The organism is Vibrio sp. 1F253 (genome assembly GCF_041439295.1).
Taxonomy (GTDB): Bacteria; Pseudomonadota; Gammaproteobacteria; order Enterobacterales; family Vibrionaceae; genus Vibrio; species Vibrio tasmaniensis_A.
In genome coordinates this window covers 1-17,121 of record NZ_JBGONU010000032.1, presented here as the reverse complement: position 1 = coordinate 17,121, position 17,121 = coordinate 1, and the positions used below count along the sequence as shown (strand labels likewise).

The window sequence follows — 17,121 nt, the reverse complement described above, 5'->3', positions numbered from 1 at the left end:
GAACTTAAACGTTAGCCGTACCTACCTGTAATGTAGTCTTCCGTTTGATTTTTCAATGGCGAAGTAAATATAGAATCAGTATCTGAGTACTCGATCAACTTACCCATATGGATAAAAGCGGTGTGGTCACTCACGCGAGCTGCCTGCTGCATGTTATGAGTAACAATAACAACGGTGTATTGGGTTTTAAGTTCGTTGATCAACTCTTCAATCGTCAATGTCGAAATCGGATCGAGTGCCGATGTTGGCTCATCCAATAACAGCACTTCAGGTTCGATGGCAACCGCACGAGCGATGACTAAACGCTGCTGTTGACCACCCGATAACCCAAAGGCGTTCTCATGCAAACGATCTTTGACTTCATCCCACAACGCCGCGGCGCGCAGAGAGCGCTCAACTGCATCATCAAGATCTCGGCTGTTGCTCACGCCTTGCAGCCTCAATCCATAAACCACATTCTCATAGATAGATTTAGGAAAAGGGTTCGGACGTTGAAACACCATGCCGACTCGGCGTCGTAAGGTCGCGACATCCACCTTAGGGTGATAGACGTTCTTGCCATGAAGCTTCACTTTTCCGGAAACCTTACAACCTTCAACAAGATCGTTCATGCGATTAATGCAGCGCAGTAGAGTCGACTTACCACACCCTGATGGGCCAATAAACGCGGTCACCTGTCCCTTTGGGATTTGCATTGAAATATCATCAAGTGCTTGGCTCTCTTTATAATAAAGATTCAGCCCTTCAATCGAGATAGCAATTTGCTCATCCTTCAAATTGTGAACATCAAGTGGTGCTTGGTAACCCAAGGTTTCATTAATCGAGAACATCTAATCTTGTCCTAAGGTTCGGTATTTTTCACGCAAGTTATTACGGATATTGATGGCCGTTAAATTCAATCCAACAATCACAGTAACCAGTAAAAATGAAGTCGCATACACTAAAGGTCGTGCCGCTTCGATATTAGAGGTTTGAAACCCAACATCATAGATATGAAAACCTAAATGCATGAACTTTCTGTCTAAATGCAGGTATGGGAACTGACCATCCACAGGCAAGCTTGATGCGAGTTTCACCACACCCACCAGCATTAATGGGGCAACCTCCCCCGCAGCTCTCGCGATTGCCAAAATCAAACCCGTGATAATCGCAGGGCTTGCCATCGGTAAAACAATGCGCCAAAGCGTCTCGAATTGAGTAGCACCAAGCGCTAATGAACCGTGCCTCACGGAGCTAGGGATGCGCGTTAAGCCCTCTTCCGTTGTTACAATAACAACGGGTAATGTTAATACCGCTAAGGTCAGTGCGGACCATAATAGGCCCGGCGTACCAAATGTCGGAGCGGGTAATCGTTCTGCGTAAAACAAAGAATCGATTGAGCCACCTATGGTATACACAAAGAATCCTAAGCCGAATACACCATACACAATCGACGGTACACCAGCTAAGTTAATTACGGCAATACGAATCAAACGTGTTAATGCGTTGTTTTTTGCATATTCATGAAGATATATCGCAGCAACCACACCAAGAGGCATCACTACAATCGACATAAGAATAACCAACAGTACCGTGCCAAAAATCGCAGGAAACACACCGCCTTCAGAGTTTGAGTCTCGTGGGTTCTCCGACAAGAACTTCCAAACTTGTTTTCCCCAATGTCCAACCTTTTCAAGATAAGACATATTATTCGGGTACCAATAATCCAAAATATGACTGAGCGAAATTTCAACCTGCTCTCCTGTCATATCTTCTACCAACAAGCTTTCGACATTGAGCTGTGTTCTAAGATGCTCAAGCTTTACTTCGGCTTCAGCCAACTGGCGATTTAATTCCAGTTTAGTTTGAGTATAGGTTTTAAGGTATTCATCGCTCACTGACTCATTGAGTTCAAGCTTACGTTTTTCTAAGCGCAAATTTTCCAATTGCCAGCTGATATTGCGGATTTCTTGGTTCACTACACGCGACGTTTCTTTACGTAACGTATCAGCGAACGCCAAGCCTTGCTCGAGCTTTTGGTCTATGTTCGAATCAAAGGTGCCAGAAGCGGTTATAAAACCCACTGGTTTACCAAAGAAATAACCACCTCGACTTCGCTCAATCACAGCCCAGTCAGGTGGGGTGGTTGGTTCACGTAAGTTCACATCCAAAATGGAAACAAAGTCCGCTGGATAAATCTCCCTGTTGGCAACTTTGATACTTAAGCGCTGAATTAGCCCAGTCGACAGGTTTTGAGTCGACAAGAGGTCGTGTACTTGTGGGACTTGCTCTATCGGGATGTATTTTCGTTCATATAACTGGCCAATCAATACATCTTGCTTTACTACCGTTTCGTCGAGGCCGACAACTAACGATGCATCTTTAGAATCCACTTGCCATTGGTACAAAGGAGCAGGCCAAAAATAAGTCAAGCCCTTCCAGCCAATCAACAGCATTAGGCCAAGAACCGAAAGCATACTGATGCTCACCGCCCCACCCGTTAGCCATATCCACGGAGAGCCTGATTTAATCCAAGACAATAATGACTTCAGTTTATTCATTATGAACGACCTTGCTCTGACGTGCTGAACCCAAGGAAGAGCCAAGTTCGTGAGATACACTAGTCAAACAGCTAACAGCCATTGAGACACATTGAGGTAGAGCTTTAAAACTAAAGCGCACGATATTTATCTCTCAGTCTTTGTCTAACCCACTCTGCGACAGAGTTCACCGCGAATGTAAAAATAAACAGTAAGAGTGCCGCTAAGAACAACAAGCGGAAATGAGAACCGCCCACCTCAGATTCTGGTAATTCAACAGCAATCGTTGCCGATAATGTCCTCATCCCTTCCAAAATATTCCAGTCAAGAATTGGGGTGTTACCTGTCGCCATCAAGACAATCATAGTCTCGCCAACCGCTCGTCCTAGCCCCATCATGATTGCAGAAAAGATACCAGGGCTAGCCGTCAATAACACCACATAAATAAGGGTCTGCCACGCCGTCGCTCCCAAAGCCAGTGAGCCATCGGATAAATGTTTTGGCACAGAGAAAATAGCGTCTTCTGCAATCGTGAAAATTGTCGGGATCACAGCGAAGCCCATAGCGAAGCCAACCACCAACGCATTACGTTGGTCAAAGTCGATGCCATAGTTAGCTAAGAAAGTACGAATATCACCACCAAACAACAAGGCTTCCATACCATTTTCACCAGCAAAGACTGCCATCACAGTAATCACCAATACCGGGATCAATATCAGAGCATGCCAACCATTAGTAAAACGGCTCGTCACCATTTTTGGCAAACAGAACCAAACAAGCCCAGTCAGTAGCGTGCTCAGTGGTAATAGCACCATTAACGAGAAGACGGCCGTTAAATGCGTTTCAACAATGGGAGCAAACCAAAGCCCAGCCAAGAATCCGATGATAACGGTCGGAAGAGCTTCCATCAGTTCTATCGACGGCTTCACGACTCTTCGCATTCGTGGAGACATGAAGTATGCGGTGTAAATGGCTCCGAGCACAGCAACCGGCACGGCAAACATCATCGCAAACAAAGCGGCTTTGATAGTACCGAATGTGATAGGGACTAAACTGAATTTTTCTTCAAAGTCATCGTTCGCCGACGTTGATTGCCAAACGTATTGTGGCTCAGGATAGCTTTCGTACCAGACTTTTTGCCAAAGCGATGAGAATGATATTTGCGGATATTCGTTATCAACTTTAGCCACGCTGATGGTGCCATCAATCAGCGTCGCCAAATGCAGTTCGTTAGCAGACATAGCCGCTAATTGTGGTGACTTATCAAATGCGCGCTCAAACAGCGACAGCTTTTCACTGGTCGTATAGTGGCTTTGTAATGTGCCATTCTGATAGAAACTATAAAAACCCTTTCTATAAGTATCTGGCAGAATAAACTGAACCTCTTCGGCGAGTTGGAAGTCGCGAATATGGGTCAGGCTACGCTTTTCATCTTTGAGTACATCGAACCACTGAGAAACCTGTCCGTCCTCATGCGTAGCCAACAGTGAATAAGCTCCAGACAGTAAATCGATACTTTTCACCGAATGCTTCGCATCATTCAAGCTAAGATCAACCACTTCACGAACATTGAAGCCGCTATCTGATAGCTTCAAAACCACTAAATCCGATTGAGCTCGGAGATATAAGGTTTGGCCATCAGGTGTGACTAACAACTGTTGCTGCAAGCCCAACTTATCCGATAGCCACTGGCTCTTCTGAAAAACATACTGACCCGTAACGTCATTTTGGTACCACTTTACTAAGACTCGTTGGTCACTTAGCTGAGCGGCAACCGTGATACCACGCCCATTCTTAGAGAACGCGAATTTTTCGATTGTCGTCCCATTTGACGATTCATCATTTAAAAATGGTTCAGGGAGATCGATTTGCTCAATTTTAGGATCGGCTTCACTGCCCTTTTGCAGCACAGGCGCACTATACTCAGGGTAGAAAAAAGTAAGGTTGCTTGCGCTATCAGCAAAGGCAAACCAGTTTTCAGATGGGGTATTTCGAGAAAAAGCGATGGGGTTAGCTAAAACATTACGCTCAAAGTAAGAATGTGTATTTTGAGACTCTAAATCCCAAAACTGAACCAAACCGGATTTTTCGATAGTAAACGCATGCTGACCGTATTCATCCACGGATAAGGCGATAGGCTTTTCTATGGCTACGGTCTTCACGGCTTGGTCTGTCTCTAAACCAGTATCAGAAAATACCGGTAAAATGACCATCGCCAAGTAAACAAAGATCAGCACCAGAGCAGCTAGAACACTGACCGCGCCACATGTCACCGAAAAACGGACGAGACGATCTTTCAACCATCTTTTTTTGTCGCGCTCTTTCAATGAAAATTGGGCTGAAGCCATCTGTTTATCTACCTTTTTTTAGCTACTGACATAATATGTACGTTAGATGACAATTATATTACAAGTTACGTTAAACAACTGAAACTAATAACAAGTTTGTTGACCATATTTCTTAAAGTAAGATCATAGATTTTGTGAATTTTGTCATTCTAAATTAAAGTAATTAGCTCTATAGCCAGCACTCAAGGATTATCATCTCGATGGAAAAAGACTATGCCACAAAAGAACTTAGCTGGTTATCCTTCAACGAAAGAGTACTCCAAGAAGCGGCCGACAAGTCAGTTCCCTTAATCGAAAGAGTTCGTTTTTTAGGTATTTACTCGAAAAACCTCGATGAGTTTTACAAAGTCCGATTTGCTGATGTGAAACGAAAGATCTTACTTCAAGATCCTCAATTACCTGCCAACTCGCAGAAAACCCTGCTAACTCAAATGCAGAGCCAAGCAAGTAAGCTCGATGCTCAATTCCATGAATTGTATAGTGAATTACTATTGGAACTGGCGCGCAATCGTATTTTTCTGATCAACGAACAGCAAATCAGCGAAGAGCAAAGTGAGTGGATCAAAAAGTATTTTAAGAAAAAAGTGCTTCCACATTTAACTCCGTTTCTCTTGAACGAAGATAGCCAGTTACTCAATATTATCAAAGATGAACAAAGCTACTTGGCGATCGACATTGAGCAAGAGACATCTTCTCAATATGTCTTACTCGAAATCCCATCTGAAGCTCTCCCTCGATTTGTTAAGTTACCAGACACTTCGGGTTCACAGCGTACGACTTTGATCTTATTAGATAATATAGTTCGATTTTGTTTAGATGACTTGCTTAAAGGATTCTTTGAGTATGACTCCGTGCGTTGCTTTGCTATAAAAATGACTCGTGATGCCGATTATGACCTTCAAGAGAGCAATGAAAATACTCTACTAGAATCTATGTCGTTGGGTTTAGAACAGCGTTTGACGGCACTACCGATACGCCTTATCTATGAGTCAGAAATGCCCGCTGAAATGCTCAATTTCTTACAAGTCAGACTTAAACTATCTGACTATGACAGTGTCATTGCGGGTGGTCGCTACCATAACTTCAAACACTTCTCTGAGTTCCCACGCCTTAATCGACGTGATTTAGTTAATCGTCCACTACCCGCGATTAAGTGCGCGCATTTCAGTCATTACCCAAACTATTTCGAAGCGATCAAAGCTCGTGACATCTTGTTGCATTACCCTTATCACACCTTTAATCACATTACTGAACTCGTGAGGCAGGCTTCCTTTGACCCGAAGGTAACTTCCATAAAAATAAACGTTTACCGTGTTGCAGAAGGTTCAAAGCTCCTTAGCTCGATCATCGATGCGGCGCACAATGGTAAGAAAGTAACTGTCGTCGTTGAGCTTCAAGCTCGCTTTGATGAACAAGCCAATATTCAGTGGACAAAGAAACTTCAAGAAGCCGGTATCAAAGTCATCCATGGTATCCCAAGTTTGAAAATTCACTCTAAGCTGCTGCTCATTAAACGGAAAGAAGGAAAGCATACGGCGCATTACGCTCATATTGGCACCGGTAACTTTCATGAAGTAACAGCGCGCGTGTATACCGATTTCTCTCTGCTCACTGCGAATGAAGATTTGACCCAAGAGGTGAGACAAGTCTTTAAGTATATTGAAAACCCTTATCAAAAATCACAGTTCAAACAACTGATTGTGTCACCAAAGAATACAAGAAAACGTCTGTATCAATTGATAGATAATGAAATACAAAACGCGATGGAGAATAAGCCTGCAAGCATCACTCTAAAACTCAACAATTTGGTCGACCGAGAGATCATTGAGAAGCTCTATCAGGCCAGCCAAGCCAATGTAAAAGTGAGAATGGTCATTCGTGGAATGTGCTCTCTCGTACCGGGAGTCTCCAATATAAGTGAGCAGATTGAGATTGTTAGTGTGGTCGATCGTTTTCTCGAACACCCAAGAGTGATGATCTTTGGTAACGCTGGTAATCCAAAAGTCTATATCTCCTCTGCCGACTGGATGACACGAAACTTCGATCATAGGATCGAAGTTGCAGCCCCAATTTTAGATCCAAAGATCAAGCAAACCATTATCGATATCACCGAGTTTCATTTCGATGACAGCAACAAAGCCCGAGTGCTAGAGCAATCGATGAGCAACCCTTACATACAAGCTCCAACAAACCCACTCGATTACCCGACGTCACAACTCTCCACTTACCACTATATTAAACGTATGGAGAAACTTGCTCGCAAGAAGTACAAACAAGAGAAGAAATCATGCCGCTAATTGATAACAAACATTCTCGATGTATTGCCGCTATCGACTTGGGTTCGAACAGCTTTCATATGGTGGTTGCCCGAGTATTCGAACAACACCTGCAATTAGTCAGCAGACACAAACAGAAAGTGAGATTAGGTGATGGATTGGATGAACGTAACTTCCTATCCGAAAGCGCTATCGAGCGGGGCCTAGAATGCCTCAAGGTGTTCGCAGAGCGACTAGCTGATTTTGAACTTGATGATGTCAGAGTTGTTGCGACTCATACCCTAAGAAAAGCCAAAAACGCTCAAGACTTCTTAGAGCAAGCCAAACCACTGTTTCCTTTTCCAATAGAGATCATTTCCGGTCAAGAAGAAGCTCGAATAATCTATAACGGTGTAGAACACACTCAAACCGCTTCTGAATCTAAATTGGTTATTGATATCGGTGGAGGGAGTACGGAGCTCGTCTCTGGGCAAGGCTTTACTCCCCTAATTATGCGCAGTTTACCTATGGGATGCGTCAGCTTCACTCAACGTTTCTTTGCTGACGGAGAGCTAACCTCACAACACTTCTCAGATGCCTATACCGCAGCTACTCGCCTATTGATACCATTGATTGAAGAATACACAAAGGCCCCTTGGGAAATCGCCTTTGGCTCATCAGGGACGGCTAAATCAATAAAAGAGGTACTCATTGGCTTAGGGTTTACCGATGGTCTCATTACGCCACAACGTCTGTCCTATTTGAAAAATCACTTATGTGAGTTTTCATCATCCAAAACCTTAGACCTTTCAGATTTAAGTGATGAGAGAAAGCCGGTGTTTGCTGCTGGCGTCATCATTCTTTCAGCAGCTATGGATACGCTAGGAACAAAGGAGTTACATTTTTCTGATGGCGCCCTGAGAGAAGGCGTTCTTTATGACATGGAGGATAGATTTAAAGATATTGATGTTCGAACAAGAACCGCCGAAACGCTCGTCTCTCGATACCATGTTGACGTAGCTCATGGCCAGAAAGTCAAAGAACTCGCCCTTGCATTACTGAAACAAGTGCAGCCTCAAGTAACGACTATGGTCACTAATGAACTGTATGATCTAGTTGGTTGGGCTGCACTACTTCATGAGGTAGGACAAAGCATCGCATTCCAAGGCTATCACCGCCATTCGGCTTATCTGCTTAAGCACACGACAATGCCCGGTTTCAATACTGAGCAACAACGTCTTATCTCGACATTGGTTCGCCACCAAAGAAAAGCGATTAAGCGGCAAGACTTGCCGGAACTGTCTCTATTTTCTCCACAACAAATAACGCTACTAATTCGCATATTAAGACTCGCTATCTTACTCAATCGTCAGAGAAATCAAGCACTAGTCCCAGACACGACTCTAACGATTGAACAAGAGGATAACTGGGGATTGAAAGGATCTAACAGCGATTGGTTGGCCCAAAACCAACTGCTTGAATATGAACTCAAAGAAGAACAACAACGTTGGCAAAATGCTGGATGGTCGTTAAAGATAGAATAACGACCAGTCAAAATAAAAACAGCCTGCGACTTAGCAAGCTGTTCATACGTTTGTTTTCTAAGTTTGTGTTAGCCTCAATCAGAGCCCGACTTTTGCCAACTCTTGCTCTGCGAACTCAGGCGGTATCGCTAAATAGCCATCTTTCTCTACCAGTTCTTGCCCTTGCTTCGAGAATACAAAAGTGAGGAACTCTCTCTCTACAGGAGAAAGCGGTTTATCTGGGTGTTTATTCACATATACATAGAGAAAGCGCGATAGAGGGTAATCTCCGCTTAAAATATTCGCTCGAGTAGGCTCTACGTAATCAGAACCATGCTCAGCAATAGGAATTAACTTAACACCAGCCACTCGATAACCAATACCTGAGTACCCTATCCCGCTGATTGATGAAGCGACCGACTGTACAACCGACGCAGATCCTGGCTGTTCATTGACTCGGTTCTTGAAGTCGCCACTACATAATGCGTTTTGTTTAAAGTAGCCGTAGGTTCCCGAAACGGAATTACGACCGAACAGTTGGAATCTATGTTTTGCCCACGGCTGGTTGATACCTAAATCTTGCCAATTGTTTAGCGGCTTAGTCGCGCCACAGCGCAATGTCTCTGAAAATATGCTGTCAATTTCGCGAAAATTAAGCCCTTCGATAGGATTATCACGATGCACAAAAAGACCAATCGCATCGATAGCAACTCGAAGCGCCGTCGGCTTATAGCCATGCTCCCTTTCGAACGCTTCCACTTCTCGTAGGCGCATTGGACGACTCATCGGCCCAAGGTGAGCAGTACCTTCCGTTAATGCAGGAGGTGCAGTGGATGAACCAGAAGCCTGAACTTGAGCATTCACGTTCGGGTAGTAAGACTTAAACTCTTCAACCCATAACGTAGTCATTCCCGCTAAGGTATCGGAACCGACAGACAACAAGCTGCCAGAAATACCCGGAACCTTAGAATAATCAGGAAGAGAATCGACACCTTGTTCGGCATGAACAGGGGTAACCAAAGCTAATGCTAATAATGAACTGATGGGGAAACGCATCCTGCGTATTAAAGAACTCATGACACTGTCAATCGGCTAGGAAGCGTGAAATGGAATCGGCTACCAACACCCACTTCACTTTGAATTTCTAAATGTGAATCATGGTGACTCAACGCATGTTTCACAATCGCTAATCCTAGGCCACTGCCCCCAGTATCACGTGAGCGTGCTTTATCAACACGATAGAAACGCTCGGTAAGTCGATGCAAGTGTTGTGGTTCGATACCGTCTCCAGTGTCTGACACATCCAAACACGCGCCTTGACTGGTTTGATACCAACGAACCTTTACGGTTGCACCAGGCGGCGTGTATTTCACTGCATTGTAAACTAGATTCGATATCGCACTTCTTAACTGATCTTCATCAGCTAATACGCGTAAGCTCTTATCAATATCAAATTCCAGCTTGTGCTCTCGCTCTCCACTGAGACTAGCGGCTTCTTTTTCAAGAACTTCCAACATCGCCGGAACGTTAACCACTTCATCCAATTCATGCATTGGCGCCGCTTCTATCTTAGAAAGAGTAAGAAGCTGATTGACCAAACTGTTCATACGATTTAACTGCTCAGTCATAACACCATGAGCCTTAGGCCACATAGGTCCAACGACCATGTCTGGATCTTCCGTCATTTCAAGATAGCCCTGAAGTACGGTCATTGGAGTGCGTAGCTCGTGAGAAACGTTAGCGAAAAAGTTACGACGCATGCCTTCTAGCTGTTTTAGCTGAGTAACATCACGTACTACCATGAGGTGTTCGCCCTCGGTATACGGTACGATACGAAGCTCAAGCATGCGCTCCACATTAAGTGGCGAAGGCATCTCTAACGGCTCTGAGAAATCTTGTTTATTAAGGTACTTGATGAAGTCCGGCGTGCGGATCAAGTTAGAGATGGGTTGGCCTGAATCGTCTGGCCAGCGAAAACCTAGTAAATACTGAGCAAGCTTGTTGCACCAAACAATATTGCCTTCACCGCGAAACACCACAACGGCATCGGGAAGGGATTCAGCACCGTTTCTGAAACGGCGGATAAGGTTGGTCAATTCTTTGCGCTTACGACGCTGTCTCTGCTGCATACGATAGATACCATTAAACAGAGACTCCCAGTTTCCAGAACCTGAAGGGGGTGTTAACCGCTTTTCATCCCACAACCAAGCAGACAAACGCATTTGATAGTGTAGATGCCATGCTAACTGTAATACTGTTGCAGCCAGCAATAACCAAGGTAAATAACCGAATATCCATCCGACTATAATCCAAGGTGCGTAAAAAAAAGCCAGCTCCCAAGCTAGCTTCTTCCAGGTTAACTTCTCAACCATTCAGGACTCCATAAACTGGGCAGTGAAGCCACATTAAGCCTTTGTAGAAAAACGGTAGCCTGCGCCGCGAACCGTTTGAATTAATTTGTCATGACCAGCAGATTCAAGTGCTTTGCGTAAACGTCGAATATGAACATCAACCGTACGATCTTCAACGTAAACGTTGGTACCCCAAACGTTATTGAGCAGTTGCTCTCGGCTGTATACTCGCTCTTGGTGAGTCATAAAGAAATGCAGCATTTTGAACTCGGTTGGCCCCATATCAACTGGGCCTTCGCTTGCTGTCACGCGGTGAGATACAGGGTCTAGCTTAAGACCTTGTACATCAATCACATCTTCTAGTGCAGTAGGCGTTACACGGCGGATAACCGCTTTCAGGCGAGCAACGAGCTCTTTTGGTGAAAATGGCTTGGTGATGTAATCATCAGCGCCCACTTCTAAACCACGCACCTTATCTTCTTCTTCGCCACGAGCCGTCAGCATCACCACTGGGATGTTGCGAGTTAACTCTTCACGCTTCATGTGCTTGATAAAGTTTATCCCGCTACCACCAGGTAGCATCCAATCTAGTAATACTAGATCTGGGAAAGGTTCACATAGCTTGTTTACCGCTGTATCGTAATCTTCAGCCTCTACTGCTTGGTAGCCTTTTTGTTCAAGTACAAAACACAGCATCTCACGAATAGGTGCTTCATCTTCAACGACCAGAATCCTTCTCGACATAATTGAATAGCCTTAGTATTTAATCAACGCATTGCATTATCTGGTTTAATTATGACACTTTTGTGACCTTTGAAAACAAATTTTCATATAACTGTCTCAAACATTTCACTTTTAATTTTTATTGCAGGTATAAGACAAATGGATCGAAATCTCCTATGATGAGCGTCTTCAGATAAAGGTATGAGAAATATTTATGTGGTTTAAGAATTGCCTCGTCTATCGCTTTAATCGTGATATAGACTTCAACGCAGATCAGCTAAAGAAACAACTTGAAGAGTTCCGTTTTACCCCTTGTGGTAGCCAAGACAAACAGAAGTTTGGTTGGGTAAATGCGATGGGTAGACACGGCGATATGATGACGCACGTATCAGAAAACCGCATTCTCATCTGTGCGAAGAAAGAAGAGAAAATGCTTCCAGCTTCTGTGATCAAAGATTCATTGAATGCAAAAGTAGAAACGCTTGAAGCGGAGTCTGGTACTCCTCTGAAAAAGAAAGAGAAAGACAGCCTAAAAGAAGACATCATCATCGATCTTCTTCCTCGCGCTTTCAGCCGCAGTAACTTCACTTACGCACTGATCATGCCTAAAGAAGGCTTTATTGTTGTTGATGCTAGCAGCTACAAAAAAGCAGAAGACGTACTAGCATTACTACGTAAAACAATGGGTAGCTTGCCAGTAGTGCCAGCTATTCCAGAGCAAGCAATTGAAACAACGTTAACTGAGTGGGTTAAGTCAGGTGATACGCCTAAAGGTATCACTATGCTTGATGAAGCTGAGCTTAAATCAATCCAAGAAGACGGCGGTATTGTTCGAGTTAAGAAACAAGAACTAGAAGCTGATGAGATTAAGAACCACATTGAAGCCAACAAAGTTGTGACTAAGCTTCTGATCAACTGGCAAGATCGCATTGAGTTCATTCTTGCTGAAGATGGCAGCATCAAGCGTCTAAAATTCAGTGATGAACTAAAAGATGAGAACGACGATATTCCTCGTGAAGATCAAGCTGCACGTTTTGATGCAGACTTCTCTCTACTTTGTGGTGAGTTCAGTGTTTTCCTACCAAACCTATTTGAATCATTAGGCGGGTTAACTCAACCTAACGCTTAATTGTTCAGAGTTGAAGCTCAGGTGTCGACGATATCTGAGCTTATTTTCTTTCCTACTCTCGCTTATCAATACCTATCAACTCGCTTCTTAATACCATTGTTATCTTTAGGGCTATCAACCAAACTCATTTTAGCGTAAAATTTGCGCCCCTTTGATATCACTTGGTGGTATCAACCTGACTTGAGATCAGATTAGAGAACGAAGCAATGACGACACAGAAACCATTTGTACCTGAACTATTATCACCGGCAGGAAGCCTTAAAAACATGCGTTACGCATTCGCCTATGGCGCAGATGCAGTATACGCAGGCCAGCCACGTTACAGCCTTCGTGTTCGTAACAACGAGTTCAATCACGAAAACCTACAAATCGGTATCGATGAAGCTCATGCTCAAGGCAAAAAGTTATATGTTGTATGTAACATTCAGCCACACAACTCTAAATTAAAAACATTTATTCGCGACCTTAAGCCAGTTGTTGAGATGGGCCCAGACGCACTTATCATGTCAGACCCAGGTCTTATCATGATGGTACGTGAAGCATTCCCTGAAATGCCAATACACCTTTCAGTTCAAGCAAATGCAGTAAACTGGGCGACCGTTAAGTTCTGGTCAACTCAAGGCGTTGAGCGTGTGATCCTATCTCGTGAGCTATCTCTTGAAGAAATCGAAGAGATTCGCGAGCACTGCCCAGAAACAGAGCTAGAAATCTTTGTTCACGGTGCTCTATGCATGGCTTACTCTGGTCGTTGCCTACTTTCTGGCTACATGAACAAACGCGATCCAAACCAAGGTACTTGTACTAACGCTTGTCGTTGGGAATACAAGACCGAAGCTGCGAAAGAAGACGAAAATGGTCAGATCGTTGAAGCAAACCCAACAGGTGTTGCTATTCAAGAAGTAGAAACTCAAGGTATTGAAGTTCAAGACGAACGCCCAGACAACACTCTAGGCCTTGGCAAGCCAACAGACGAAGTCGTGTTGCTTTCTGAGTCACACAAGCCAGAAGAGAAAATGGCAGCGTTTGAAGATGAGCATGGTACTTACATCATGAACTCAAAAGATCTTCGCGCAATCCAACACGTTGAGCGTTTAACTAAGATGGGCGTTCACTCTCTGAAAATCGAAGGTCGTACTAAGTCTTTCTACTACTGTGCACGTACAGCACAGGTTTATCGTAAAGCTATCGACGATGCTGTTGCAGGTAAGCCATTTGATGAGAGTCTAATGGGTACGCTAGAGAGCCTAGCTCACCGAGGCTACACTGAAGGCTTCCTACGTCGTCACACTCACGATTCATACCAAAACTACGAATACGGTTATTCTATCTCTGATACTCAACAGTTTGTTGGTGAATTCACAGGTAAACGCCGTGGCGACCTAGCTGAAGTAGAAGTGAAAAACAAATTCCTAGTTGGTGACAGCCTAGAAATGATGACACCGAAAGGTAACATTGTTTTCAAACTAGAAGTTATGGAAAACCGTAAATCTGAAGCGGTAGACGACGCAAAAGGTAACGGTCACTTCGTATTTATTCCTGTACCTGCTGATCTTGATCTAGAATTTGGTTTGTTAATGCGTAACTTGAGCGCAGGACAAGATACACGTAACGCTTCAGGTAAATAACGGTTACTTTGGAAAGATAAATGGCTCTACTAATAACTGACAAGTGCATAAACTGCGATATGTGTGACCCAGAATGCCCAAATGGCGCAATCACTATGGGTGACAGTATCTTCGAAATCGATCCTGATTTATGTACTGAGTGTAAAGGTCACTATGAGAAGCCAACATGTCAGTCAGTGTGTCCCATTACAAAATGCATAATCACTGACCCAAACCATATTGAAACTGACGACGAATTATTAGATAAGTTTGTCATTATTCAAGGCTTGACCTAAAAGATAAAAGGTTCAACTTAATCATCAAGTTGAACCTTTTTTTTAACCCGATTTTTCAATGGGATATATGTTGCAGAACATCTCTTTCTCAAATTGATATTCGAGTCGTTCACGCCAGTTTATTGATTGAGCTATCGGAACAAGATAGAAGTTTTCTCTACTGGTATCAGTCACAAATGCCATTCCATACTGCATTAATTCATAGTGAACATCATTTACGAAGCTAGGGTCTAAACGTTGTCTGCCAGTTAGCTGATTGATATCAGCTCTTGAAATAGAAATACCCGAGCTTTCAGCATTGAACCTATGTCTTAACCATTCGGAAAATTCCTTTGCACAAATCATAGTCATAGTCTTATCCTTGAATTATCTATCGACGGGCATCAGACTCTGATTTCGCATACTGCGTATAAGCCGCATCTTTCACCCCAAAAAACACTCAATCCCTGACCAAACCTTGTCAAATTCGTCATCGTCGCCCTTGCTGATATCGTTATTGGTTTTATTGATATCAAACGATGTTCTTAATCTCGTGTTTATAAACTCTAGACAAAAGTGTGATATTTCTCCAGTTTTAGAGTCGAGAAAACCAGTGGGGTTACCACTGTAATTAACCTCGATAGATGCGATTACTTATTGGATATCAAGGCCAAACACTGACTCGGCATCACTTTAACTTTCTTTTTTTTCTTACTTTTAGCTACTTTTTTAGGTGGAGGAACTGGAATGGTCTGCGGAGCCCAACTGGCAAGTTCATCTCCACAGCCATCACCTTTAGGAGGGCTTGCTTGAGCTATACAGTTTGAGCTGTCATCAGGACACTTTAAACGAACGTGGAAGTGGGAATGATGCCCCCACCAAGGCCTGATTTTTCCTAACCAAGCTCTCTCATTGGCATCGGAGCTTTCTTGGTCACAAAGAGTTTGTTTAATAACAGGATGGACGAAGATACGTACCACTTTTTGATCTTTGGCTGCATAGCGAATAACTTGAAAATGGTCATCGGTCCAATTTGATTTACGCAGTTTGTAATTAGTAAGGTCGACAACGCTTATTGGCTTAGGAACAGCGAGTTCATTTTCGGAAAGTCTCTCATCAGTGAGCCTTAACCATATATCAATATCCAAGCCAGTCTGGTGGCTTGAATGACCAGATGAGAAACGTCCCCCTCTAGGTAGCGAAATATCGCCAACTAATAAGTTAGTGTTGAGTTGTTCGCTTGTAATGACACCTAACCTTTCAATAAACTGAATAGCCTCGGCATGGCCATAATAGCGCTCTCTCTGAGGGCGGATCACCTGATAACCTTGCCCATTAATTGGCAAAGCTTGCGCCCCGTCAAGACAACCATTAGCGTAACTACCTATGGATGAGGTTGAATTTCTTGTTGGGCTTTTCTCTTTTTCCCACGAGGTTGCTGATACAACAAACGAACAAAAGATAAGAGCCAATGTACAAAATAACCTCATAACAATTCCAAATAAACGATCACTGTTTTTATACTAGTCGTCATTAGGGAATTGGTGTATGTCGAGAGTGATATTTTTGGGATAGCTTGAGAGTTATCTACTGACTTTAGATATTTAAGTGAAAAAGCTTCACTATCCCTAGCGAGTCTTCTCAATCTGTGGCGATATTATCGTAGTCGAAGACAAAAACTCACAGCCCTGAAACGACGAAAGCCTAGTCATAAGACTAGGCTTTCTAATAAATGGCGGAACGGCTGGGGTTGCAGGCACCGGGACTCGTTGGTCGCAGACCAAAACACTAGATACGAAAAAGCCCTAACATTTCTGTTAGGGCTTTGTCTAATAAGTGGCGGAGTGGACGGGACTCGAACCCGCGAGCCCCGGCGTGACAGGCCGGTATTCTAACCAACTGAACTACCACTCCGCAGTGGTCAACTCACTAAGTGAGCGTCCATATCTCCAGGTCGGTCAACCTAAAGATTTAATTTAAAGCCTGGCGATGTCCTACTCTCACATGGGGAAGCCCCACACTACCATCGGCGCTATTGTGTTTCACTTCTGAGTTCGGCATGGAATCAGGTGGGTCCACAATGCTATGGTCGCCAAGCAAATTTTGCTTTTACTTTCAGTTTTAAAAAAACTAAAGGCAAAATAATCTGGAAAACTGATTTAAAAGTCTCTTCAAACGCATTCAAGGTCTGGTCTTTCTTTGAGTCCACAAAACCCCTTGGGTGTTGTATGGTTAAGCCTCACGGGCAATTAGTACAGGTTAGCTCAATGCCTCGCAGCACTTACACACCCTGCCTATCAACGTCGTAGTCTACGACAACCCTTTAGGACACTTATAGTGCCAGGGAAAACTCATCTCAAGGCTCGCTTCCCGCTTAGATGCTTTCAGCGGTTA

At 43.7% G+C, this 17,121-nt stretch carries 13 protein-coding genes, 1 tRNA gene and 2 rRNA genes; 5 read left to right on the top strand and 11 right to left on the bottom strand.

The window, feature by feature from the left end; all coding sequences use genetic code 11:
- Positions 1–11 precede the first annotated feature (11 nt).
- From pstB to ACED28_RS15485, 3 genes are all read right to left on the bottom strand, one after another.
- The gene (gene pstB, locus ACED28_RS15495) at positions 12–830 is read right to left on the bottom strand and encodes a phosphate ABC transporter ATP-binding protein PstB (protein ID WP_004735071.1); all 819 of its coding nucleotides are present in this window, start codon (positions 828–830) and stop codon (positions 12–14) included.
- On the bottom strand, positions 831–2,540 hold the full coding sequence (gene pstA, locus ACED28_RS15490) for a phosphate ABC transporter permease PstA (RefSeq protein WP_017098087.1): 1,710 nt from the start codon (positions 2,538–2,540) through the stop codon (positions 831–833).
- 110 nt (positions 2,541–2,650) lie between these two features.
- Positions 2,651–4,867, bottom strand: coding sequence for an ABC transporter permease subunit (locus ACED28_RS15485; RefSeq protein ID WP_371710197.1), 2,217 nt, complete (start codon positions 4,865–4,867; stop codon positions 2,651–2,653).
- 200 nt (positions 4,868–5,067) lie between these two features.
- Here ACED28_RS15485 and ppk1 point away from each other — a divergent pair, with 200 nt between their 5' ends.
- A complete protein-coding gene (gene ppk1, locus ACED28_RS15480) occupies positions 5,068–7,164 on the top strand; it encodes a polyphosphate kinase 1 (protein WP_371710196.1) in 2,097 nt (698 codons plus the stop codon).
- Positions 7,155–8,666 (top strand): exopolyphosphatase, encoded by a 1,512-nt coding sequence (gene ppx, locus ACED28_RS15475; RefSeq protein WP_371710195.1) that lies wholly within the window; start codon positions 7,155–7,157, stop codon positions 8,664–8,666. Before ppk1 ends, ppx begins: the two co-directional genes overlap by 10 nt.
- 78 nt (positions 8,667–8,744) lie before the next feature.
- Here the strand turns inward: ppx and ACED28_RS15470 are convergent, their stop codons facing one another.
- From ACED28_RS15470 to phoB, 3 genes are read right to left on the bottom strand one after another with little or no spacing between them, the layout of a single operon-like run.
- On the bottom strand, positions 8,745–9,722 hold the full coding sequence (locus ACED28_RS15470; RefSeq protein ID WP_371710194.1) for a PstS family phosphate ABC transporter substrate-binding protein: 978 nt from the start codon (positions 9,720–9,722) through the stop codon (positions 8,745–8,747).
- Positions 9,719–11,017, bottom strand: a complete 1,299-nt coding sequence (gene phoR, locus ACED28_RS15465) for a phosphate regulon sensor histidine kinase PhoR (RefSeq protein ID WP_017106503.1) — start codon at positions 11,015–11,017, stop codon at positions 9,719–9,721. Before phoR ends, ACED28_RS15470 begins: the two co-directional genes overlap by 4 nt.
- A 33-nt stretch (positions 11,018–11,050) precedes the next feature.
- Entirely contained in the window at positions 11,051–11,740 is a 690-nt protein-coding gene (gene phoB, locus ACED28_RS15460; RefSeq protein WP_004735064.1) for a phosphate regulon transcriptional regulator PhoB, read from the bottom strand.
- Between the two features lie 193 nt (positions 11,741–11,933).
- Here phoB and rdgC point away from each other — a divergent pair, with 193 nt between their 5' ends.
- The 3 genes from rdgC to ACED28_RS15445 all read left to right on the top strand — a co-directional run bounded on the left by rdgC (position 11,934) and on the right by ACED28_RS15445 (position 14,748).
- Positions 11,934–12,848: a recombination-associated protein RdgC gene (gene rdgC / locus ACED28_RS15455; protein WP_371710193.1), complete on the top strand. Its 915-nt coding sequence runs from the start codon at positions 11,934–11,936 to the stop codon at positions 12,846–12,848.
- A 206-nt stretch (positions 12,849–13,054) separates the two neighbouring features.
- Positions 13,055–14,473, top strand: a complete 1,419-nt coding sequence (gene yegQ / locus ACED28_RS15450) for a tRNA 5-hydroxyuridine modification protein YegQ (RefSeq protein WP_065678437.1) — start codon at positions 13,055–13,057, stop codon at positions 14,471–14,473.
- 20 nt (positions 14,474–14,493) lie between these two features.
- The gene (locus tag ACED28_RS15445) at positions 14,494–14,748 is read left to right on the top strand and encodes a YfhL family 4Fe-4S dicluster ferredoxin (protein WP_135383029.1); all 255 of its coding nucleotides are present in this window, start codon (positions 14,494–14,496) and stop codon (positions 14,746–14,748) included.
- 42 nt (positions 14,749–14,790) lie between these two features.
- Here ACED28_RS15445 and ACED28_RS15440 read toward each other — a convergent pair whose 3' ends face one another.
- The 5 genes from ACED28_RS15440 to ACED28_RS15420 form a co-directional block, all read right to left on the bottom strand.
- Positions 14,791–15,099 (bottom strand): hypothetical protein, encoded by a 309-nt coding sequence (locus ACED28_RS15440; RefSeq protein WP_009848260.1) that lies wholly within the window; start codon positions 15,097–15,099, stop codon positions 14,791–14,793.
- Between the two features lie 278 nt (positions 15,100–15,377).
- Positions 15,378–16,217, bottom strand: a complete 840-nt coding sequence (mepA, locus tag ACED28_RS15435; RefSeq protein ID WP_371710192.1) for a penicillin-insensitive murein endopeptidase — start codon at positions 16,215–16,217, stop codon at positions 15,378–15,380.
- A gap of 347 nt (positions 16,218–16,564) precedes the next feature.
- Positions 16,565–16,641: transfer RNA gene (locus ACED28_RS15430), tRNA-Asp, on the bottom strand.
- A gap of 67 nt (positions 16,642–16,708) precedes the next feature.
- A 5S ribosomal RNA gene (gene rrf, locus ACED28_RS15425) occupies positions 16,709–16,824 on the bottom strand.
- 131 nt (positions 16,825–16,955) lie between these two features.
- Positions 16,956–17,121 (bottom strand): 23S ribosomal RNA (locus ACED28_RS15420); the annotation flags it as partial.